Here is a 23516-nt window from a genome sequence, read left to right on the forward strand (position 1 = left end):
CTGCTCGATGAATGGAAGATCAGGAGAAAGAGGCCTGGGCATGGCTTGAAGCAGAGCCGGCAGCATAGGTCAAACGGCAATGGGTTGAACACACCTATCCAATATTCGAATATTGCATATGGTTCAATTAGCAAAGAATCGTAATGGCATGGGACGCCCGTATCTCATGCGCGTCTCGGGAGGTCGGATTCTTTGTTTCTTGATAGAAGCAAAAAGAATTGTCGATGAAGGTCGTTGGTTCAAATGGTGCCCAATGCGGAGTGTAACCGGTGAGCCCGAATGCGCTTGAGACGCAGGCCCAAGGCCGATGTGAAGGGACAATGACTATGGGCGCCGCCGTACAGCTTCCCAACCGTGAGCGCGCCGCGATATTACCCATTCGCTCACTTGCAAACCAGGCTTTCTCGCGCGCCGCCGGCGCACCTCTGATCGAAGGCAACACCATCCGACTGCTCCAAGACGCGTGCGAGAATTACCCGGCGTGGCTCGATGCAATCCGCGGGGCGAAACGGTACATTCATTTCGAAAACTACATCATTCGCGAAGATGATGCGGGTCGAATGTTTGCCGACGTACTCGTTAGTAAAGCCCAGGAAGGCGTGCGGGTGCGTCTCATTTACGACTGGATGGGCGGATTCGGTAGAGCGTCGCGCGCTTTTTGGAACCGCTTGCGCGCGGGCGGCGTGGAAGTGCGTTGTTATAACCCGCCGCGCTGGGACTCACCTTTTGGCTGGCTTAGTCGTGACCATCGCAAGACGATCTCGGTGGATGGCGAGGTGGGTTTTGTCACCGGCCTGTGCGTTGGGCAGATGTGGGTCGGTGTGCCTGAAAAGAAGATTGAACCGTGGCGCGATACCGGCGTGCAAGTGCGCGGACCGTCGGTGGCCGTCATTGAGCAGGCGTTCGCAGATGTCTGGGCGATGATGGGAGAGCCGATCCCTGAGCGCGACCTGGTCAAACCAGACGTGCACGCGCAAAAAGGCGAAACGGCCCTTCGCGTTGTGGCTGGCGTGCCGGCCACGGCGGGGATGTTTCGCGTCGATCTCCTGATGGCGGCCCTTGTGAGAAAACGTCTCTGGTTGGTCGATGCGTATTACGCCGGGACGACCTCCTATGTGCAAGCGTTGCGTGCGGCAGCGAGCGACGGCGTTGACGTGCGCCTGCTTGTGCCGAACGCAACCGATATTCCCCTTCTTAGGCTGTTGTCCAGAGCGGGTTATCGTCCCTTGTTGGAAGCGGGTGTGCGAATTTTTGAATGGAACGGAACGATGCTGCACGCGAAGACGGCCGTCGCCGATGGACATTGGGCTCGCGTCGGTTCGACGAATCTCAACCTCGCCAGTTGGTTAGGCAATTGCGAGATGGACGTCGTCGTTGAAGACGAACCTTTCGCCCGCCTCATGGAGCAGACGTATCTGCAGGACTTGGAGAACGCGACCGAGGTGGTTTTAGATGCTCACCGGAAGTTGCGTGCGCCGAATGAGCAGCGCCATCCGCATCCAATACTCTCCAGCGGCGGCGGGAGCGGCGGGCGTGCCGCTGCAGGCGCTCTCCGCCTCGCCAATACCGTGGGCGCGGCGTTCACGAACCGGCGTGTGCTCGAACCACTTGAAGCGCGTATCACGGTGACGGCGGGGGTGATGCTACTGACGTTGGGGATTCTCTTCTCGTTCTTCCCGCCCCTGTTAGCCTATCCACTCGTCCTAGTCTTCACTTGGATCGCCGGCGCGCTACTCTACAGAGGCTACAAGCTGTACCGCGGCAAAGCTCAGTGAGTCCAGCAAAGTAGATATTCGTCGATCCGCCCAGAAGAGGCGTCCAAGCGGGCGCGCCGATGAGAAGTGTGATTCGGCTGGAGGTGGAGAAGGCGGTAGCTGTTGACGACCACTAGACAGTTGACCCATATCACCACTGAAGTCCTGACGCGATTGGCCCAACTCGTGGATAGCGGGACAATCAAGGTTCAAATTGGCAAGATATTTCTCTTGAAAAGGATCGTGTTGAGGCAGGGGAGAACGCTGATCCGGTGGACGAAGAAGACCTGCGCGGGACAAAATTGGCATGGATTGTCAACACGGGGACGGCATAGGGGTGAGCGTCATCGGGAACCAACAATCTCCAGGGAAAGGAAGGTTGACGTCGAGCGCCCTGTCTTGTCGGTAACTAGGTCGAAACGTTCTTTCGCTCGACCTATCGGCCGTTTTCGAGCCCTGTCGCTCTTAGCAGGCGGGGCTCGAACTGATGCCGGTGATGATTATTAAAATATTATCGGATTACAGGAGGAATCATGTTCGGAACCATTCGCAACATCGAAGGTGAAAAGATCGACTACACCTTTCACCCGGGCGATAAAAGTCGGAAGGTCATCGTGGTTCTCGGGCACGGCGTCACGGGCAATAAGGATCGCCCATTTATCGTCGCGCTGGCAGAAGCCCTCTCACACGACGGAATCCCGTCGCTCAGGCTGTCGTTTTCCGGCAACGGTGATTCGGAAGGTTGCTTCGAGGACTCCACGATCTCCAAGGAAGTAGAAGACCTGCGCTGCGTGTTCGACGCGCTTGACGGATGGAACATCCTGTATGTCGGCCACAGCATGGGTGGAGCCGTCGGCGTTCTGCTGGCCGGCAAAGACACACGTCTTGTCGGACTCGTTTCACTAGCCGGCATGGTCCATACGGACGCGTTCGCCCGGCGGGAATTCAGTGACGTCACACCGGGTGTGGGCTTCATGTGGGACGAGCCGGCGTGCCCGCTGTCGCAGGCTTTCATCGCCGACACCGCAGCCATCGGTACCGTTATCACCTGTGCTCCGTCGATCCGGATTCCCTGGCTGCTCGTCCATGGAACCGAGGATGACGTTGTCCCCCTCCAGGACTCGCTCGATATCTTCGCAAGAGCCAATGAACCCAAGCAGCTCGTACAGATTGAAGGTGCAGACCACGTGTTCTCCGAGCATACACCGGACATGATCAGGATCGTACATGAATGGGTTCGGGAACAGGTCGGACGCGCGTAGTCCGGTTTTACTTCGGATGAAGGAGCGATAAAACGTGAAGTGGTGGCTATGTCACGGCCATCGGATGTGTGATTAACTGTCTGGAATGGGGTAAATTGCGATGAAACTCTTCAAACATATTCTCTACGTATCCGAAGTGTCCGAAGCACAGGAACCGTCGATAGCTCGGGCTGTGTCAGTGGCGGAAAACAATCAAGCGAACCTGACGGTCATTGATGTTATTCCAGCCCCCACGGCGGGCATCGGGATGCTGCCCGGCGGACACACCTCCGCTGAATTACAGACAGCCATGGTGAGCGAGCGCCGAAAAGGGCTGGAGTCCCTGGTCGAGCCTTATAAGGAACGCCTCAGTATCCGGTTGGAGGTGCTGGTGGGCAAAACATATCTTGAAGTTATTCGGGCTATTTTACGTCACAAGTACGATTTGTTGATCAAGCCTGCTGAAAATCCAAATTTCATCGAACGGCTGTTTGGCAGTGACGACATGCAACTGCTTCGCAACTGTCCCTGTCCGGTATGGCTTACGCGCTCAGAGGATAAGTCGGATTACGCGTGCATTCTGGCAGCTGTCGACATCGACCCGGATATGCTTGACGAACCAGAACAAAACCTCAACCGGCAGATTCTTGAACTTTCCAGTTCGCTCGCGATATCAAAATTCGCCTCACTGAATGTCCTTCATGTTTGGGATGCCCCATTCGAGAAGAAGGTGCGGTCATGGAGCGACAGTGAAGCCGTCCTGGCTTATGTTGATGGGGAACGTTCGCGACATGAAAGCGCGTTTACCCGCCTTGGCAAGCAGTTAAGAGACCAAATAGGCACAGAGGCCTACGCCCATCTTTCGCCTCAATTCCATTTGCGCCGAGGAATACCCTCCAGGGTCATCCCGCAAACCGTGAAGGAGTTGGAAGCCGATCTGGTGGTCATGGGAACGGTCGCTCGAACAGGCATCGCCGGATGGCTCATTGGGAATACCGCAGAATCTATTCTTGAACAGTTGCAATGTTCCGTGCTCGCCGTTAAACCCTCCGGCTTTATCTCCCCGGTCAAGCTGGCCGAGTAAGAGGCGCCAAACCTGGCCCCACGGTAAGACCGTGGCCTTGGGCGGCACACTACGGATCGTGCCGTATTATGATGCGAATATTTTCTGACTGATGCCAAACAAATCGGGCTTGAGATCAATGGATCAATGTAACTCCATTCATGCCACTTTCGATATGGAGGGTGTCGAGCGACTTCTTGTGGTGGGCATGGTTTTCTTGTCTTATTATGATAATGATCGGGCCAAGCCGCCATTATGAACCCTGATTAAAAATCGGCGGCAGTCATGCCGGAGTTTCTAATGGCCTGGATTGCTTTTGGAAAGGCTCTTTGGCTGAATTTTTGATAGGAAAACTGTTCTCCCGAGAATCTGCATTCATCATGTCCTGAAGAAGACTTTCGGCTTGTTGGTAGGATTGATCCGGATTGTCCGCTATCAGAAGAAAATGCCCCATTTTACGGCCGGGGGCGACGTGTGTTTTTCCATAAAGGTGAAGCCGGACCTGCGGATGAGCCAGAAGTCGATCCCACCTGGGCGGTCCGTTTTGCCATAGATCTCCGAGGAGATTCACCATCACGACGGGATGCATGAGGGAGGTATTTCCCAATGGTAATCCGCAAATGGCGCGGAGATGTTGTTCGAATTGGGACGTCACGCAGGCCCCAAACGTGAAATGTCCACTGTTATGAGGCCGGGGAGCGATCTCATTGATCAACAAGGTGTCGTCCTCGAGAAGAAACAGCTCCACAGCCATGACTCCGCAGTAGTCAAGCGCTTCTGAGAGGGAAACGGCAAGCTCCTCCGCCCGTAACCGGATCGTGTCCGCCACCCGGGCCGGAACGCGTGTGGTATGGAGGATGTTCTGCCGATGAGCATTCTCAGCCAGGGGATAGAGTTGAATATCTCCCTGAAGACTGCGGCCCAGCACGACCGATAGTTCCATCTTGAAGGGCGCGACGGCTTCCAAAACAGACGGGACTTCCTTTAATTCTCGCCAGGCTTCATTCAGATGTTCCGCGCCGGCAACCCGGATTTGGCCTTTACCGTCATATCCTGAACGGCGCTTCTTTAAAATAGCCGGGAATGCCACATGCTGAGCCGCTGCGGTCAAGGTGGCGTGATCTTTGATCGAGGCAAAAGGAGTTTGTGGAAAGCTGTGATCTTGAAGAAATTCTCGTTGAACCAGTCGATCTTGGATGAGAGCGAGCACGGAAGAGGATGGCCGGGTCGCTTGACCCGTTTCAATGTCGGCAAGAAGCATCCAAGGCACCAGTTCGGTCTCAATAGTTACCACATCAACCTGAGAGACAAAGTCCATCACGCGCTGTGTGTTCGTGAGTTCTGATTGCACAAAAAAATCCGCAACCTGGGCGGCCGGACAATTCTCAACGGGATCTAACACGCCAATCCGATACCCCATCCGGCGGCCTTCCATGGCCAGCATGCGACCAAGTTGGCCTCCGCCCAATATCCCGATCGTTCCACCCGGAAGGATGATATTCATATAGGTTTCTCCAGTGCAGGGGTGTGTCGTTGGTCATAATAGGCCTTGAGTCGTTGGCCGATGCCGTGATCAGATACGGCAAGGATAGCTGCTGCCTGCAATGCGGCATTGACCGCTCCATCCTCGCCGATCGCATGGGTCGCAACCGGAATGCCCTTTGGCATTTGGACAATTGATAAGAGCGAATCAAAGCCTTGCAGGGTTCGAGACCGCACCGGTACTCCGAGAACCGGAAGAATTGTTTTTGCCGCGGCCATTCCCGGCAAGTGTGCGGCTCCTCCTGCTCCGGCAATGAGCACGTGGATGCCCCGGCTTTTGGCCGATCCGACATACTCAAAGAGGAAATCAGGTGTGCGGTGAGCTGACACAATCCGGCATTCATGGGGAACGGCCAATTCCGTGAGGATCAGACTTGCGTGTCGCATGGTCTCCCAATCACTGCGGCTCCCCATGATAATCGCCACGAGTGGATTGGATTTATCAGATTCAGTATTCATCGATTAGGTTGAACCCCCAAAAATATTCCCCCTTTAAACGCAGCCACCCTAACCGCCCAGGCTCCGTGAACAGATCATGAGCCGGCAGTTCAGGGTAATGAATGGTGAATTCTTCTGCTATGAGCCTGAGCCTTTTTTCCCCGGCTCCGGCTCTGTCCGTATTTGTCTCACTGCCCTCTTCTCAGTCCGCCCTACTGTACCCTGCTTCACCATGATAATTCCATATTTTCTGCACCGTCGGCCACCAATACTTCCGGTTGAACGGTTCCATGTGCGTGGTCCCAGGTTATTTGAATATCCTTTGTTCCCATAAACCGGCATCGGTACTCCTCATCAGCAGGTCCTGGCTCACATACCCTGTCCACGCTTTTGTCCCCCGATTGGAAATGAATTCGCATTTGATCGGACCAAATACACAATCGCTGCAAGGCGTTTGCCTGGTATAGAGAGTTGGTGTTGGCGTATATTTCTCTTTTTGGTCACTATGCCGGCCGGGAAGACTCTAGCCAATTCCAGCCCACACGTTAAAGCCCGGCCTACTGCCCACGCAATTATTCGGCCTCGCGTCGCTGGTCCAGCAACCGTCCTACTCAGTTTTCGGAACCTTATCCCGATGAAGGGGGAATGCGACGGGATTTTTGGGGCGCGAGGATGGGCGAAACGCTGTCTTAATGTTTGAAAAATTCCGAGGGATAGTAACGCAAGCCCTGGAAGACCATGTCATCCAGAGTAAAACGAAGCATCTCGCAAGGTCTTGATGTTTCCAAAGACTTCATCGTTCCTTCGCTGTTGAATCGAAATAACAGATTGGTGAGGATTCGGTTTATCACAAAAAATTCATCCCTCCCTAAATGGGAAAATTGCAGCATCTACACATGATGTGGACCCGGTTTGCCATCCTCCTGACTTCGATGGCGACCGGGCCGACCGGCTCGGAATCGGCCAAGCGGCATTGCTCCTCTTCCGGACTGACCGCCTCGAGCAACACAGCGCTCAAATGCTGGGAGATGGTGCTGTCGTGAGACAGCCTGCAGGCGTTGGAATAATATCAGAACTTCGGGCACCTTCGTCTGCCTGAGAAACCGGTCATACATCGCGATATTGTCGTGTTCACCTTGAACGCCGGCTTGACAGGCCTCGAGTATAGACGACGGAGGCTCAAGCTTCTCTTCCCAGTCATCTTTGGGTAACGGAATTTTAATGTGCCCGCACAGAAGTTCAAGCGCTCGCGCACGGGTTTCCTCCGCGTTTACGATATTGCTGAACGGCCGTATTTCACCGAATGTGTTGAGCACGAGGCGATAGAACGCCCGCCCCTTGTATTCATCCATTAGCGCTTCCAGAACCATCGCCTTGGTGTTGGCATCAAGCATGTGAATCACCTCCCATCTTTTGACTAGGCGGGGAAACTCACCATCGACCCGTCCAAGGCGTAGTGATTTCCTCCCTTCTACCTTGGTGCTTAAAACATGCCAACGATTTCCACCCCTTGATGTACATGTCCCCAGATGAACGCTCAGACGATTGTTGGAGGAAGACTCACCCGCCACTTTATATTGGGCTGGTCCTTTTCACGCTTTCTAGATATTCCATATTCCACGAAAAGAACTGTAGATATTTGCCACGTCCGTGCAAAATTTTTTGTAGCCAAATGGGTCATCGGTTTGGGGATGGGAAAATGATGCCTGCCGTCAGATGCCCAATAGAAAAGAAATTTTCGTAATGGTACCGAACTTGAAGAGAATGTAGGAAATACCAATCAAGTGAGCGAAACTATTAGAAGAACTGAAAGATCTTTACCCTGTTTGCGTTCGCAGAACCAAAAGCTTTGAGAAGGGTTTTTTGTTTGCTGAAAAAGGGGACTCCATGAAAGACCAAAACACGGCAAAGGGAGAACGCTGGTCAGTGATCTTGGCTGGAGGAGAAGGGGAGCGAACGCGTCCGTTTATTGAGCAGTGGCTGGGGTATCACAAGCCCAAACAGTATTGTTCGTTTGTGGGCCATCGTTCCATGTTGCAACATACGTGGGATCGTGCGGACCTCTTGACGCATCCTGAACACAAAATAACCGTCATTGCTCAGAACCACTTTCGAGAAGTGGTAACTCAGTCGGCGAATCGATCCTGTGGCCAGGTGATTGGACAACCTCGGAACTGTGATACGGCTGCCGGGATTTTTCTTCCCTTAACGCACATTCGGGCTCAGAATCCCCATGCGACGGTGGCACTGTATCCAGCAGACCATTTTGTATTCCCCGAAAATCGATTTATGGACACGGTTGAAAAGGCTATTCAGGCGACCACCATCTTTCAAGATCGAATTATGCTCCTCGGTGTCAGGCCCACATCTCTTGAGCTCGAGTATGGATGGATCGAACCAGGAGGACCCCTGGGATTAAGTGGCGGACTGTGCGTGAGACGGGTGCATGCCTTTCTCGAGAAGCCAAACGCTAACCAGGGGCTAGCCGCTCAGGCCAAAGGAGCCCTTTGGAATACCTTTATCATGGCCGCCAGAGTGGAGACTTTCTGGAGATTGGGATGGAAATGTATGCCGGAGATTATGGAACGATTTGAACAATTGGAAAAAGTTATAGGCATACCTCAGGAAAGTCGGACTCTTCGTGAAATCTACCATGATATGCCGCGGCGGAACTTTTCATCCGATCTTTTGGGTTGTGCCCCTGAATCGGTTGGAGTGCTTGAACTCAAAAATGTTCTGTGGAGCGACTGGGGTCGGCCCGATCGTATCGCTGACACTATTCGCGCCATAGGAAAAACGCCGGCTTTTGGATTGGAATGCCTGATGGAATCGCGTCGTGCACGCAATGAGAATCAGCTGACAGAGGTCTTGTGATGCGAACGAGTCAACAATCAGAGAGCCGTGAAGACGCAACCCATCCCATTTCCCTCGGGCTAAAGAAAAGCCGTTGTCTCTAAAAAGAGAGGGGCTAAACTATCCAGCGGAGATCTATTCCACTGAATTCCAAAATGAATTTCCCATAACAGATGTTGGAAATGACAAGTGGTTAAACGAAAAATCCCAATTTATTCATTCGGGGAGAGGGATGATGATTCACATTCATCAAGGAGGTTGCTATGTCTCATGCTATCCGAATTCTAGGACTGACGAGTGTGTTGACTGTTGTGATGATGGGGGGAATGTCTGCGCCCGCGATGAGCGCTGGTTCCGGCCCGGCAGATGGCTATGATCTTCATGTCCAAGCGCCGCATCTCATGGCCAACGGAGAGATTGGTGGTCCATTTCACCATTTCTGTAAGGGAATTTCAGACACCATTTTTCAGTGTCTCTTGTTTGAGACCACCGAGGCCAATGCTCCGCTCGTCGCTGTGGAATATTTCGTGGCCAAGAAGGCTTCCAGAACGCTTCCGTTAATCCAATGGCACCGGTATTTCCATGATCATCAGGAGGAGATTAACACTGGTCGCCTGTTTATCCTTGATGTCGATGATGAGAACAAGAAAAAAGAAATTGCCGAAGCTGCAGGCAAAACCGATGGAGTCATTTATCACTTGTGGCAAAAAGGACAGGCGTTCCCGGATGGAACCGTGACCTTCCCACAATCGATTGGTGTGCAGTTTCCTCAACCAAACTAATTAGTAATGACTGGACGGGGAACCTCAAAAATCCCCCGTTCCTTCCGGATGTGACTGTGATAACAAAAAAGGAGTCTGGGGCCTATCTCTAGCGAAATCATGAGGGTTAATGGATCAAACAATCTATGCTTTGTGAGGTATAGGAAATGAATACACGACAGTTTGGCATATTAGTCATGACGACTCTTCTGGCCGGGGTGGTGGGTGGAGCGCTGTCCAACCTTGTTTTCCTCAATGCCGCAGTGTCAGCAGAGGAATCCGAGCACCCAAAGAAAGTTGTTACGGCGGAGGAATTCCGCCTTGTGACGAAGGATGGCCAACCCCGGGCCACGCTGCTTCTGTGGAATGGGGAATTGCCGGCTTTGACCCTCGCCGATGAAACCTGTCATAACCGTGTGTTCCTCGGTGTCTTTAATGAAGCACAGCCGGCATTGATCCTTAACGATAAAGGCTGTAAGCAACGAGCGGCTCTGGATCTGCAGCCGGATGGATTGCCTTCCCTCACTCTCAGAGACAAGAATGACGTTCCACGCGCACGGCTCCGTGTGTTGCTGGATGGAAGTCCTGTGCTGACCCTCTTTAATCAGAACGGCCAGATTGCCTGGTCACCGCCCTTACCCTCCTCCGAACCGTAGAGATCGACTAGGGAACGGGATCCTCTTGTGTGGTAGGGACCAGGATATCCGCGAGGAACAAACGGACGTTTCAAACACTTGACTCAGTCCATCTCAGACGAACGCGTTGCGTGAAGTTCTTCTTAAAAAGAAATGATAATCATTCAATTTCAATACTTCTATTGAAATCAAAGGGGGAGAGACCAATGAGCAAAGAAAAATTTCACCACACCGCTAAAATGCAGTGGGAGAAACTTCAAGAATTCCCGGGGCCCGCAGACGTCAAGATTGTTCGAGAAGACCCATCCCTTGGCGCCAAAACCATGCTTGTTCGGATTCCTGCCGGCGGCCGGATTACGCCTCATAGCCACCGTGGCATCGTTCAGCATTTTGTTCTTGAGGGACAGTACGAGACGGACGGCCAGGTCTGTGAATCGGGCAGTTATCGGATGATGCCCGAGCATTGTAATGTGTCTCCCATTTCAACCAAAGACGGAGTGACCATCCTCATGATCTATGACCCGGTTTCCAACTAAGCCCGTTATATCCGGTAACTTGGCTACGGGGTGACTTTTTGTATGATGGAATTTTATGAACAATGCGTAATGCTTGCTGTCTGTCTATGGATGCCGAAGTTTTTCCATTTTAATTTGAGGAGGTCATATGGCTATTCAAGGTGTCCCAGCCTCAGGGTTTAAGACTGTCGGACAGATTGTGCCAACCAATGAATTGAAATTCGGTAGGAAATTGAATGCCCTGGCGGCGGCGGTCGAGTTACTTTCTCATCATACCCCGGGAGGGCCGGTCGTGGACGAAAAAAACCATTTTATCGGCTTTATTAGTGAATTTGATGTTCTCCGTGCTTTGGAAGCAGGAAAAGACCTGAACAAGATGACGGTCGAAGACGTGATGAAAAAAGATCATATTTCAATTACTGATACGACATCGATCAAGGATGCCGTGCACCTCATGGAAGAGCAACGATTGTTGAGTCTGCCGGTAGAGCGAAACGGGGAGGTGATGTATACCGTGACAAGGCATGATCTGTTGAGGGCCTGGATTGGATTAGGATTGGGCATAGAAGATGGGAATGAGTAGATCAATGGATTGGCGATCACTCCCAGTATGGGAAAACCCACGTAGTCTATAAGACGGACATGTTTATTGAGGGGTAAATCTCAGAGATCCCGGAGCGGGGGAGGGGTTGGATCATACTGAGAGTGGAATGTGAGCCTTCCTGGTCTTTGTGAGGGCATGAGAGGTGGTTTATGAATTCAGAATCTAACAGCTATGTCACCGTCAGGGTTTTTGAAGCTTCAGATCCCTGTGAATGGGAACTTCTGGGGCCGGATGGAACGGCCATTGAAGGATGGCATCTTCTGTCGGTGGGGCGTGACCATTCGGGGAGGTACTCGCTTCAGGTGACCTTTGATCAATTTCATTGTGTCAATGCGGTGGGCCAAAAGGTCAACATACATCTGAGTGGGGTTTCCGCTCAGATGTTGGAGAAAGAACCATCCCCTCCGAGTGCCCGTACCCATCGGCTCCCACAGCATTGATGAAGAAGTTAAGCGGATGGAAGAGGGGGAGGGTCGAGAACATTCACATAGAGTCTAAAATACTTCGCAAGTAGATCATTCCAGGTAACAAGGGTTTTTCACAGCTGCACTGGCAGGTGTCTTTTTATAGGCTGAGTAAAAGGAGCATTGAGAGGGTAACTATGCTGGTGTTCGTGAGAAAGGGAAGATATTGAATTTTAAGAAAAAGAGAGAGAAATGTTTTAATGACTACCTCTTAAGTTGCAAGAGATAAGCAATCCTTTAATCAGGAGGGATATATATGCGTGCATTGGCATATTTGTTGATAGGAGTATTGGGTGGGATGGGCGTGATGAGCCTTAGCCAAAAGGGAGGACCAAGTCCCACTACGATGTTGGCCCCAGTGAGTTATGCGATGACGTCTGCCGAGCAAGCTTCTGAATTAGCAGATGAGAACCCCTGGACGGGTGCCGATTTATTAGAGATGGCGCAGCTCTATGATCAACAGGCCGATGAGCTTCAAAGTGAGGCGGTGAGATTGGAACAGCGAGCCATAAGCCTTGCAAAAAAGCCTCATATGGATCCCAAAGGCTTTACCAGGACGGGATGGATGCTGATCGCTTCGTCGCGATGGAAGTCGGCAAAAGAGTTGCGAGAAATGGCCGCCATGCATCGTTCGGAAGGACAACGGCTCCTGGCATTGGAAAAAAACGGTGAGGTCCCCACTGAAGACTTGGATAAGGAAGGGAAAGCCTCTCAGAAGCATGGCTCATGAGTTGTGATGTTTTTTAGGTTTATTTTAGGTTAGGATCCCCTGGGTTCGTGTTTTGTCCTTGTCTACCCTGCTTTCGCAAAGAGTTTTATTGGCACTGATCACCCGGGGGCCCGTGGTCGTGCCAAAGACAATCTTTTGATACCACCATTATTTATTCAGCATGACCATGGCTGCGGAAATGGGAGCGGCAGGAAATTTCCTTGCTCTATCTCTAGATGACCATTCTAAGAACAGTCAGAACAGGGAGGACATAAAATGGATGCCTTAATATTACTGGGTGGGTTGGCGCTCATGATCGGGGTGATCGGCTTTATTGTTTTGGTGAAAGGCTGGAAAAAGAGACCCCCTGGACCTGAATAGGCCGGTGGCGCAGAGGCAACCATTTGCCCATTGGGAATCACGGGATGGCTGGTAATGGTGTTTGATAGAGCAGAAGATACGGGTCTGCCAAAAATACATATCAGGGTATGAAAATTATGTGTAGAGATTCCGTCAATAGAGGTTGCAACACTATCCTGATATTGGGCAATTGGCCTCTATGAGGAATTTCCCTTTCTAGATAGCCACTCACAGTGCTGTGTCATTAGCTGAGAAAGTTCACTGATATATTTACGAATTGAAAATGGTATAGAATTTGTACCATCTACCATGAAAGAGTGGCTGAGCAGTTCCTTGGGATTTTGAGAGGGAGGTTATATCTTGATGATTATGATTGTGACATTTCACGAGGATTTTCGAGGAAGGATTTCTACTTTTCTCTCTGAGAAAGGCTATGAAGTCTGTGTTCCTCCTCATAGACAGGATGTTATTCCCCTGGTAAAGGAAAAATCCCCCTTAGTGGTCGTGTTGGATATGTATGTGGCGGAACCTAATGGACTGGACGTGCTCAAGGAGCTACGAGCCCAACATTATCAAGGAAAAATTGTGGCGCTGGCTGGAACCTCGGTGCGTTCCTTAATGTCACAGGCATCTCAGCTTGGCGTGGACCAGGTGATTGGAGGATTTCAAGGCGCTGGCGGGGCTCTGAATCTTGATCAGGTGGAATCGGCTATCAAAATGGCATTGCGCCCCGGCATAGCTAAACGCGCATTTGAATTGTACGAGGCACGGGGCCGGACGCCGGGGAATGACTTGGAGGACTGGTTTGGAGCTGAGCGACAAATTTTCCGTGTCGAAAAGTCTGTGTTAGCGGCAAAGCCAACAAAAGCTGAAACTACAAAAGGCTTGAAGAAGCCAACAAAAACAAATAAGACATCATCCTAAAGATCTCGATCGCAACACTTTGGTGAATTCTGCGCTGTGCTGTCTTGTGCGTGTCATCGAGAGTCCAAACAAGAGTCCAAGCAAGAGTGTTGCCTTCTCACCCTTCAACTCAAAAGCTGTTCATCGCTTGCAGCCGGAACTCTTTGTGAATCTGGCCGGAAGAAGTCCTAAGGGTTGACGGTATCCCTGGCGATCAAACCGTTTAAGAGAGAGTTTACCCTATCGAGGTTTCAATGTGGCGCATTTTGGGTCAGTAGTTTCTTGGCCCTGTAGAGGAATGCATCATTGGAGGCGTCCCGCTTCCTCTACCCTATAACCCGGATATGGTGCGAAAGGGCTCCTGATGCGGAGTGGTTTGGAAGGATGTAGGTGTGGGTAAGACTGGTGCAATTTTTGCTGTTATAACAATTTCATACGTAAGGCTGCAAACAAAAAAGAAAGCACCCTGAAAGTTCCAACATCCAACTCAATCTTAACGGTCGGACGTCTCCAACATGTCTTGCAGATGCCATCAGGAATCAGGAAAACCGGATTTTCCACTTAATTTTTCTACTCACAAGGTTTTCAACGCATTTCGCTTGGGATCAAGGTGAATCTGACAAGAGGCAGTGGAATCTTATTGCATCCGACATCCCTCCCAGGAGCATGGGGAATCGGGGATTTAGGGCCCGCTGCCTGTCAGTTTGTTGATTTTCTCATTGCAGCCGGTCAGAGTTGGTGGCAGATGTTGCCACTGGGACCGACCGGGTATGGCAATTCTCCCTACATGTGCTTTTCCGCCTTCGCAGGAAACCCCCTACTCATCAGTCCGGAAAAACTTGTGGAGGATGGATTTGTCTCCGCATCCAATGTGGGGCCGCCTTTGTCTTTTCCGGCGGACCATGTGGATTACCCTCTGGTCCTTGCGCATAAGCGCCTAATCTTCGAAAAGTCTTTTGAGCAGTTTAAAGCCAATCCTCCAGCTGAACATCGCCAAGCCTTTTTGTTGTTCCGTGAGAAACATGCTTCCTGGTTAGAAGACTTCTCTCTTTTTATGTCTTTGAAAGAAAGCTATGCGGGGCAACCATGGACTCGATGGGATACGTCACTGATCGTTCGAGATCCTCAAGCCCTGCAGGACTGCAGTCGTCGCCTCAGGGATAAGATTGAGTATCATCAGTTTCTTCAGTACCTGTTTTTTCACCAATGGTCCGCCCTGAGACAGTATGCTCATGCCAGGGGGGTCAGAATTATCGGAGACCTCCCGATTTATATTGCTCATGATAGTTCAGACGTCTGGGCGCATCCTGATTCATTCTATTTGGATGATCAATGTCAACCGTCCGTAGTGGCCGGGGTGCCGCCGGACTATTTCAGCGAAACAGGACAACGGTGGGGGAATCCGATTTACCGGTGGGACGTGAGAGCTGGGTCCGGGTACCATTGGTGGACCGATCGATTTCGTGCCAATCTTGCTCTTGTCGATATGATTCGATTGGATCATTTCCGGGGGTTTGAAGCCTATTGGGAGATCCCGGCTTCTGAACCTCATGCTATCCATGGTCGCTGGGTGAAAGGGCCGGGAGGCGAATTGTTTGCAGCCGTGAAAACCGCACTGGGTGATTTGCCTGTGATCGCGGAAGATCTTGGTGTGATCACCCCCGAGGTCGAGGCGTTACGGGATTCTTGTGGATTTCCCGGCATGCGAATTTTACAAATGGCCTTCGGCAACGATCCCAAAGCCCATCATTATCGACCCCATCACTATACCCAGAATTCCATTGTTTATACGGCTACTCATGACCATAATACGACGGTCGGGTGGTTTACCGCTGAACCGGGGAAGGAAACCACCCAATCCAAAGAGGAGATCAAGGAGGAGCGTGTGAATGTGTTGCGCTATCTCGGGACTGACGGTCGAGATATTCATTGGGATGTGATTCGACTGGCCATGAGTTCTGTTGCCCAACTCGCCATGGTTCCGTTTCAGGACGTTTTGGGATTGGGGAGTGAATGCCGGATGAATCGCCCCGGCACGCTCAAGGGGAACTGGGAATGGCGGGTTCACCCTGGTGAGATGACAGAGAATGTTGGGAACCGACTTCGTGACCTGACAGGTTTATTTGATCGGCTGCCAATACCCATGCCTTAGGAATCCTAAAAAATAAAAGCCTTTGCGAGAAAGGGAGCTGACAATGAAAATTTTAGTGGCGGTTGATCCTTCCGAACATACGCAGGAGGCCATTCGATTTGTGAAATCGGTGGATTGGCCAAAGACATCAGAAATGTATCTCATTCATGTGATCGAGATGAAACATGCGTCTTCTCTGATACCGTCGGATGGGCCTTCCAGTTGGGATCGGGTCATTTCCGAAGCAAGAGGGAAACTGTTCACTAAAGCGAAGGGTCTTCTTAAGCAGACGCAGAAGGAGATTCTTGAAGAAAGCGCTGTGACCATTAAGTCCCTGGTGATGGAAGGGCTTCCGGGTGCGCAAATTTTACAGGCGGTGGAGGACTATCAAATTGACCTGGTCATCTTAGGAACCCGTGGTCTTTCCAATGTGAAACGGTTTCTTCTAGGGAGTACCAGTGATTGGGTGATGAGGGAAGCCCCGTGTTCAGTGTTATTGGTTCGTGAAAAACTCAGTAAGGTGACGATGGGAAAAGCCGCCGCCAAAATTCTTCTGGCCACCGATGGATCATCCGTTGCGCTCAGTACTGTGGATATGCTCGGTCTGTTGGCTTGTAAGACCCCTCCAAAGGTGACGGTGGCGCATGTGGTGGGAAAGCCTGTGTATTTGGAAGGTTGGTTTGGGAGAAAAGGAAAACCCGCCTTTAAACAATTAGCGGGACAATTCTTGGAGAAATCTCACAAAGAAGCGGCCAGCCATCTGGAAGAGTTGAGCCAAAGAGTCAAAGACCTCGGCATGAAAGTCGATACTGTCTTGACCAAAGGAGACCCTGCTGAAGAAATTGTCAAAATCGCCGAGCGTTCAAAACCCAAATTGATCATGGTGGGATCAAAAGGATTTAAGGGGGGGAAGCCCGTCCCATTGGGAGATGTGGTCAGAAAAATCGCCCGCCATGCCCCATGTTCGGTGTTTCTCATCCGCCCTGGCAGATGGGTTGATGGCCGCCCCCTTTCTCCAGAAACACTCAAGACCATCAGGGTGTTTCCATAAGGAGGCAGAGAATTCTGAGCCTGCTTCTCATGCGTTCTCTTAACTTCAATTGAAATGAGCACGATGCCTGTATCCGATAAAAAAAGGTCAGACATGTGCTGGCATGCCTTGGATGGTGAATCCGTTCTCAAGGCTGTGGCCGGTCAGGTTGGGGGGTTAACTCAGGATGTGGCTGCCGAACGTCTGGCCCTCTATGGCCCCAATCGTTTACGCCCGCCTAAAAAACAAACCTCCTGGCAGCGGTTTCTCGCCCAGTTTCACAATATTCTCATTTATATTCTGCTGGGAGCAGGTGTTGTAACCGCCATTCTCGGTCATTGGGTGGATACCAGCGTGATTTTTGGCGTCGTGGTGATTAATGCCGTCATCGGATTTCTTCAGGAAGGCAAAGCCGAAAGGGCGATGGATGCCATTCGCCGGATGTTGTCCGTGAAAGCCTCCGGCCTTCGTGATGGAGCCCGGTGCTCCATTCCGGCGGAAGATCTTGTGCCTGGGGATATTGTATTTCTCCAATCAGGGGACAAGGTTCCGGCAGACCTGCGTCTTCTCAAGGTGAAAGCGTTGCGTATTGAAGAAGCCGCCTTGACCGGTGAGTCTGTGCCGGTTGAGAAGCATATACAACCGGTTCCCGAAACCGCGTCCATTGGTGATCGAAAAGGCATGGTCTATTCGGGAACTCTGGTGACCTATGGAACAGGGACCGGAGTGGTCGTCGCAACCGGAGATGCCACAGAAATTGGACGGATCAGCGCCATGCTGGCGGGAGTGCAGACCTTAACCACCCCGCTTCTCAGAAAGATCGGAGAATTCGGGAGCCGGTTAAGTCTGGCCATTATCACCGGAGCGGTAGGTGTGTTTTTCTTTGGAATTTTTTTCCGGGAGTATGGTTTCAGTGACATGTTTCTGGCGAGCGTGGGACTTGCCGTTGCGGCCATTCCTGAAGGTCTTCCCGCGATTATGACCATCACGCTCGCTATCGGGGTTCAAGCGATGGCCCGACGCCAAGCGATTATTCGCCGGCTGCCGGCTGTGGAGACCTTAGGTTCCGTCACGGTTATTTGTTCAGATAAAACCGGCACTCTTACACGAAACGAAATGACGGTACAAACATTGGCGACCGCAGCGTATGCCGTGGATGTCAGTGGCGTCGGATATGATCCTCATGGCGGATTTTCTCTGTTTGGCAACACGGTCGTGCTGACTGATCTTCCAGATGTGATGGAACTCGCTCGAGCCGGAATGTTGTGTAACGATGCGGATCTGGCTCAGGTGGAGGGGGCCTGGCAGGTCAACGGGGATCCGACGGAGGGGGCGTTGATTACCCTCGGGAGAAAAGCCGGATTGGATTTTCGATTCGAACATGAGATGTGGCCACGGACGGATGTGATTCCCTTTGAATCGCAACACCGGTTTATGTCGACGTTGCATCACGACCATGCCGGGCATGGGTTTATGTATATCAAGGGTGCCCCTGAACGGGTTTTGGAGATGTGCGCGTTCCAGCGGAGTCTGGGGGAGGATCATCCTTTGAATAGCCGGTCGTGGCAGGATCGGATTGAGCAGATGGCCGGGCAGGGACAGCGAGTGTTGGCCGTGGCCTTTGCCTCTACCAATCATGAACATCGAGAGTTACGGTTTCAGGATGTGGAGCAGGGTCTGACCATGTTGGGGCTCATCGGTATTGTTGACCCACCCCGGGCTGAAGCCATTGAAGCGGTCCGACAATGCCAGCAAGCCGGGATTCGGGTCAAAATGATTACCGGGGATCACCTGGTGACGGCGAGAACAATTGGCTTACAGATGCATATCGGAGATGGAAAACAGGCCATTTCGGGACAGACACTGGAAACGTTGAGTGATGAGGAATTGGCGGGTGTTGTGCGGGATATTGATATATTTGCCCGGGCAAGTCCCGAACATAAATTGCGGTTGGTGGAAGCCCTCCAGGCGGGTGGGGAAGTGGTGGCCATGACTGGAGATGGTGTGAATGACGCGCCGGCGCTGAAACGGGCGGATGTGGGAGTGGCGATGGGAGTAAAGGGAACGGAAGTGGCCAAGGAAGCGGCGGAAATGGTGCTGGCCGATGATAATTTTGCCTCCATTGCTCATGCGGTCGAGGAAGGCCGTCGGGTTTATGACAATATTCAAAAATCCATCTTGTTTATTCTGCCCACCAATGTCGCCGAAGCCGGAGTGATTGTGGCCGCCATTTTATTAGGGACCATGTTGCCGATTACGCCGGTACAAATTTTGTGGGTCAACATGATCACCGCCGTCACCCTGGCCTTGGCCTTGACCCTCGAACCCCCTGAATCGGATGTCATGCGACGTCCTCCTCGAAATCCCCGTGAAGCCATTTTGTCACGGTTTCTCCTGTGGAGGATCGGCTTTGTATCAGTCTTAGCCGTAACGGGCACGTTTGGCCTGTTCCTCTGGGAGTGCGACCGGGGGACCTCAATTGAAACCGCGAGAACCATAGCCGTCAACATGTTGGTGGTTTTTGAAGCCTTTTATGTCTTGAATGCGCGGTCTTTTTATGGCTCGGTTCTTTCCCCCAAAGGATTGTTTCAAAACCCCTATGTTCCGCTCACCATAGGTATGGTCTTAGGGATTCAAGGGCTATTTACCTATACCGAAGTGATGCAGACGTTGTTTCATACCACCGGGATTGATGGATTCGCGTGGTTTCGAATTGTTGGCATTGGCCTGGTGATTTTTTTGCTGGTTGAGTTCGAGAAGTATGTGTTTCGGAATTTGCTGAAACTGAGAACTCCCGACCTGAAAACGTGACGGATGGGTCCTGACTCGGTACGGTTGTTAAGATGGCGACCGGGAAGGATCCTCTCGAAGGATCAATTTCAACTACCCGATATGAGGATGAATGGCTACAAATCAGAGGAATGATTTGACGCGACAGGCAAACGCATTCCAAAGCTAGCGGGTTTGAAACCTAAGGGTGATCGGCGAAGGGGTCCGAATCCTCATGCCAACGGTGGGTTGTTGCTCAAAGATTTCAAGAAGTCTGATTGTCAGGTTTACGCAGTGGAGGTCCCTCCCCATAAGGCTGTGGCTGAAGCGATGCGGGTGATGGACCCATTTCTCCGCGATGTCATGAAACGCAACATGGGTAATCGGAATTTCCTGGTCTTTCGTCCGGGAAAAACCGTGTCCAACCGCCTCCATACCCTGCTGCTAAAAGGACAATCGGGTCTGCAGATTCACAAAATAGATGCGGCTATCAAGCTCCCATAAAGCTTCAACCTCAGAGCAAGCATTTGCATGGTCTGTCCGACAAGAGTTTGATACCCTGCTGACGACGGATAAACCGCTTTTTTTGCCTTTCTTGGATATCCCTGGTGGATTCATCGCCTGATATATCGGGAACCAACCATAAAAATATCCACGTTCGAGGCTATAAAGAAGAAAGCCCGTCGACCACCCCCTTTTTGATATAGTTGTTCTTCACGATCTTGACCGGTATCATCTCGTGGCTGATGTGATTGATCGTGTGCCGAACCCGGATATCTTGCGGCAGGCTATTCGGGGTAAAAAGATCGATCATAAACCGTACGTTGCCAGGTACGGGTAAGATAGGCCGGAAATTAAAGATTGGAAGTGACAGTATGAGTTTTACTTTCACATGCAAGATAACGAGGGTCGTTTGGATTTATTGCCTGTTCGGGTAACATAACTCAGCGATAAACATCTTTGTGGTATCGACTCTCATGTTGATGACCTGGATGTTTACCTGAGTGTGATTTTGACAAGAACAAAGGAGACGTATGATGGAGCGCCGAGACATTTATATTACCGAATTCGATCTGAATAGACTCACTGAATTATTAGGCGTCTGGCAAACGTTCAAAGGCAGCAAGAGTACCAGTATTCATCTGGAGGGGTTATCAGAGGAGTTGGACCGGGCGAATATTGTTGACCCGAAGGACATTCCGCCTGATGTCGTGACAATGAATTCACGCGTCCGATTGTCAGATACGAGTAAAGATGAAGATCTGATCTATACGTTGGTTTTCCCGCGTGATGCCGATGCTGAGGCAGGAAAGATTTCTATTCTTGCACCAATTGGAACTGCCATTCTCGGGTACAAGGTGGGGGATATTATTGAATGGCCGGTTCCGTTAGGAATACGAAAGGTGAAAATTGAAGAGGTCCTCTATCAACCTGAAGCCGCCGGAGATTTCCACCTTTAACCGGCTCCGGGCTCGATCGTTTCAACATGAACCGCATGGGAGCGTTTTACGGCAAAGAAGTCAAATGTGGCCATCAGTAGGCCGGCATCCATTTGAAGGGAATTCGGTTTGGATGCCCAATGAAAAATGTCCGGTATGGCGATGATGGAGATGCCTGTCCCATATTTTTCATCCCTGGCTCAGATCCTTTGCCGTCGTCTAAGAATAACAACTCAGGTGAGCTGGCCTGGTCGAGAGCAACGCTGTATGGTTTATCATTGTTGGCAGGATAGGGGTTTTCCGTTAACCCCGCCCGTTGTCATCGTGGATCTATTCGATTGTATCCTTTGTGTAAATTCCCCAATAATAACATTGGCCGTGACGAGGGATGGAATCCCCGATAGTCCTTTTGGGAAAGGAAGCACCTCTCCCGGCAAACACATTCCTGATCGTGTGGAATCCCCTAGGACGCTTGAGTAAGACGGATAGGATTCACCTTTATGAAACCGCGATCTTCGGTTTTTTCATCTCGCCCGCATCCCCATCTTTATGAAATTAATACATGGGTGTGGTTGCACGACCTCTCTCAGAAAATGAACCGAACAATTCGCCTTGGCGACGTTCCGGATCAAGAATGGGATGAGCTTCAGGCAAAGGGGTTTGATTGCGTGTGGCTCATGGGCTTGTGGGAGCGCAGTCCTCTTGGCCGGCGGATCGCTAGACAACACTCCGATTTGCAACAGGACTATGCCAAAGCTCTTCCCGATTGGCAGGAATACGAGGTCGTGGGTTCCCCCTATGCTATTCGGGCGTATCAGCCTGATCCTGAGCTGGGGTCCTGGGAGCAATTGAAGGACGTATTAAGAAAACTGCATGACCGCGGAATCAAATTGGTTCTGGATTTTGTGCCCAATCATACCGCATTGGATCATGAGTGGACCACCAGACACCCGGAGTATTATGTTCAAGGAACTTCCAGGGATGTCACAAACTTCCCCTCGCAATTTTTTCCCATCGACACCTCAAAAGGCATTCGATATCTGGCACATGGCAAGGACCCCAATTCCCCTGCTTGGACGGACACCGCACAATTAGACTACTTCAATCCTGATACGCGAAAGGCGCTGATTCGCGAATTGCAACATGTTGCCAAATATTGTGATGGCGTTCGCTGTGATATGGCCATGTTGGTGCTCAATGAGGTGTTTGCACAGACGTGGGAAAATCATGTGAAGGGCGATGTCTGCCCTTCCGGGGAGTTCTGGACAGAAGCCATCTCCCTCCTGCCGGATTGTATGTGGATTGCCGAGGTATATTGGAATCGTGAATGGGAGCTTCAACAACTTGGTTTTCAGTTTACCTACGACAAAATCTTGTATGATCGGCTTCGACATTCGACCCCACACGAGGTCGCCCTGCATCTTCAGGCTGATACGATCTTTCAAAGCAAACTAGTGCGGTTTTTGGAAAACCATGATGAGCCGAGAAGTGCTGTGGCGTTCGGTAACGTCCGTCTCCCTGCGGTCGGGGTTCTGATGGCCACATTGCCCGGCATGCGTTTGTATCATCAAGGCCAACTCAGTGGAAAACGAATCCGGATTCCGGTTCAACTTTGCCGAGCCCAGGACGAACCCCCTGATGAAGCGACCGTGGCGTTTTATGACCGAATTCTGGCGATCACCAATGAAGACGTGTTTCATGCCGGGAAATGGGCCATGCTCACTGTCCATTCGGCCGGCGACGATTCTTTTAGTAATGTCGTGGCGTATCAATGGACAACCGAGCGGGTTTGGAAACTCATCGTGGTGAACCTGAGTCCCATGGTGGCCCAAGCTCATATTCGCCTGAACGGAGAGTCTGAGATTGAGCCGGGCACTTTCCCCGACTACACCATGTATGACCAGTTCAACGATTTATCCTTTGAGGGGAGCCGAAAGGATCTCATCAAAAGCGGATTGTATGTCCGTCTCGATCCATTCGAGTGCCATATTTTTTCTATGGAAGATGGGGTAATTAAGTCTGCTAAAAGGCAAAGTTAGAAATACGGTTCAGAGTGTTTGAAATTACATGAATCGATGTGAGCCCCTTCCGAAAGTTTGTAGTCGAAAATTTAGTAGCTCATTATCCCCGCAGTCTTTGTTCGTCAGGTTCCCTTCCTTGGTCAGTAACAACAGCCTTTCCTTTTCCGTCATCCTCGCGGGTTGGCAGTTGGGAGCCATCCCAAAATTCTCCTTACCTCCTTACGCCTCACAACTTCCGTAAGACGGATTGTCGATTACACTTGCCCGGCATGATGGCGTGGAGA

The 23516-nt window shown here is 51.2% G+C and carries 20 protein-coding genes and 1 pseudogene; 18 read left to right on the forward strand and 3 right to left on the reverse strand.

Annotated features, from left to right (window positions below):
- Window positions 1-326 precede the first annotated feature (326 nt).
- The 4 genes from PJI16_15980 (at window position 327) to PJI16_15995 (ending at window position 4079) form a co-directional block, all read left to right on the forward strand.
- Window positions 327-1775, forward strand: a complete 1449-nt coding sequence (locus tag PJI16_15980) for a phospholipase D-like domain-containing protein (protein ID MDT3779065.1) — start codon at window positions 327-329, stop codon at window positions 1773-1775.
- 102 nt (window positions 1776-1877) lie between these two features.
- Window positions 1878-2261 carry a hypothetical protein gene (locus PJI16_15985; protein MDT3779066.1) on the forward strand — a complete coding sequence of 128 codons (384 nt, stop codon included), beginning with the start codon at window positions 1878-1880 and terminating at the stop codon, window positions 2259-2261.
- Between the two features lie 26 nt (window positions 2262-2287).
- A complete protein-coding gene (locus PJI16_15990; protein MDT3779067.1) occupies window positions 2288-3016 on the forward strand; it encodes an alpha/beta fold hydrolase in 729 nt (242 codons plus the stop codon).
- Between the two features lie 100 nt (window positions 3017-3116).
- Complete coding sequence (locus tag PJI16_15995; GenBank protein MDT3779068.1) at window positions 3117-4079, forward strand: universal stress protein; 963 nt, start codon at window positions 3117-3119, stop codon at window positions 4077-4079.
- A gap of 262 nt (window positions 4080-4341) precedes the next feature.
- Here PJI16_15995 and PJI16_16000 read toward each other — a convergent pair whose 3' ends face one another.
- The 3 genes from PJI16_16000 to PJI16_16010 form a co-directional block, all read right to left on the reverse strand.
- The gene (locus PJI16_16000; protein MDT3779069.1) at window positions 4342-5562 is read right to left on the reverse strand and encodes a 5-(carboxyamino)imidazole ribonucleotide synthase; all 1221 of its coding nucleotides are present in this window, start codon (window positions 5560-5562) and stop codon (window positions 4342-4344) included.
- A complete protein-coding gene (gene purE, locus PJI16_16005; protein ID MDT3779070.1) occupies window positions 5559-6059 on the reverse strand; it encodes a 5-(carboxyamino)imidazole ribonucleotide mutase in 501 nt (166 codons plus the stop codon). Before purE ends, PJI16_16000 begins: the two co-directional genes overlap by 4 nt.
- An 869-nt stretch (window positions 6060-6928) precedes the next feature.
- The gene (locus PJI16_16010; protein ID MDT3779071.1) at window positions 6929-7432 is read right to left on the reverse strand and encodes a DUF2202 domain-containing protein; all 504 of its coding nucleotides are present in this window, start codon (window positions 7430-7432) and stop codon (window positions 6929-6931) included.
- 493 nt (window positions 7433-7925) lie between these two features.
- On the opposite strand from PJI16_16010, the gene PJI16_16015 reads away from it, so the two are divergent.
- The 14 genes and pseudogenes from PJI16_16015 (at window position 7926) to PJI16_16080 (ending at window position 23250) form a co-directional block, all read left to right on the forward strand.
- Window positions 7926-8912 (forward strand): sugar phosphate nucleotidyltransferase, encoded by a 987-nt coding sequence (locus tag PJI16_16015; GenBank protein MDT3779072.1) that lies wholly within the window; start codon window positions 7926-7928, stop codon window positions 8910-8912.
- Window positions 8913-9154: 242 nt separating this feature from the next.
- Window positions 9155-9673: a DUF1264 domain-containing protein gene (locus PJI16_16020; protein ID MDT3779073.1), complete on the forward strand. Its 519-nt coding sequence runs from the start codon at window positions 9155-9157 to the stop codon at window positions 9671-9673.
- 146 nt (window positions 9674-9819) lie between these two features.
- Window positions 9820-10308, forward strand: a complete 489-nt coding sequence (locus PJI16_16025; GenBank protein MDT3779074.1) for a hypothetical protein — start codon at window positions 9820-9822, stop codon at window positions 10306-10308.
- Window positions 10309-10493: 185 nt separating this feature from the next.
- Window positions 10494-10823 (forward strand): cupin domain-containing protein, encoded by a 330-nt coding sequence (locus tag PJI16_16030; GenBank protein ID MDT3779075.1) that lies wholly within the window; start codon window positions 10494-10496, stop codon window positions 10821-10823.
- A gap of 127 nt (window positions 10824-10950) precedes the next feature.
- A complete protein-coding gene (locus PJI16_16035; protein MDT3779076.1) occupies window positions 10951-11385 on the forward strand; it encodes a CBS domain-containing protein in 435 nt (144 codons plus the stop codon).
- 170 nt (window positions 11386-11555) lie between these two features.
- On the forward strand, window positions 11556-11846 hold the full coding sequence (locus PJI16_16040) for a hypothetical protein (protein MDT3779077.1): 291 nt from the start codon (window positions 11556-11558) through the stop codon (window positions 11844-11846).
- A 280-nt stretch (window positions 11847-12126) separates the two neighbouring features.
- Entirely contained in the window at window positions 12127-12600 is a 474-nt protein-coding gene (locus PJI16_16045; GenBank protein MDT3779078.1) for a hypothetical protein, read from the forward strand.
- A gap of 702 nt (window positions 12601-13302) precedes the next feature.
- Window positions 13303-13863 (forward strand): response regulator, encoded by a 561-nt coding sequence (locus PJI16_16050; GenBank protein MDT3779079.1) that lies wholly within the window; start codon window positions 13303-13305, stop codon window positions 13861-13863.
- A gap of 589 nt (window positions 13864-14452) precedes the next feature.
- Window positions 14453-15994: a 4-alpha-glucanotransferase gene (gene malQ / locus PJI16_16055; protein ID MDT3779080.1), complete on the forward strand. Its 1542-nt coding sequence runs from the start codon at window positions 14453-14455 to the stop codon at window positions 15992-15994.
- Window positions 15995-16037: 43 nt separating this feature from the next.
- Window positions 16038-17024: a universal stress protein gene (locus PJI16_16060; GenBank protein MDT3779081.1), complete on the forward strand. Its 987-nt coding sequence runs from the start codon at window positions 16038-16040 to the stop codon at window positions 17022-17024.
- 93 nt (window positions 17025-17117) lie between these two features.
- Entirely contained in the window at window positions 17118-19814 is a 2697-nt protein-coding gene (locus tag PJI16_16065) for a cation-transporting P-type ATPase (GenBank protein ID MDT3779082.1), read from the forward strand.
- A gap of 96 nt (window positions 19815-19910) precedes the next feature.
- Window positions 19911-20613 (forward strand): annotated as a pseudogene (locus PJI16_16070) (hypothetical protein).
- Window positions 20614-20809: 196 nt separating this feature from the next.
- Window positions 20810-21232 (forward strand): nucleoside diphosphate kinase regulator, encoded by a 423-nt coding sequence (rnk, locus tag PJI16_16075; protein ID MDT3779083.1) that lies wholly within the window; start codon window positions 20810-20812, stop codon window positions 21230-21232.
- Window positions 21233-21711: 479 nt separating this feature from the next.
- On the forward strand, window positions 21712-23250 hold the full coding sequence (locus tag PJI16_16080) for an alpha-amylase family glycosyl hydrolase (protein MDT3779084.1): 1539 nt from the start codon (window positions 21712-21714) through the stop codon (window positions 23248-23250).
- The last annotated feature ends 266 nt before the right edge of the window (window positions 23251-23516 follow it).

This window comes from Nitrospira sp. MA-1 (genome assembly GCA_032139905.1).
Lineage (GTDB): Bacteria > Nitrospirota > Nitrospiria > Nitrospirales > UBA8639 > Nitrospira_E.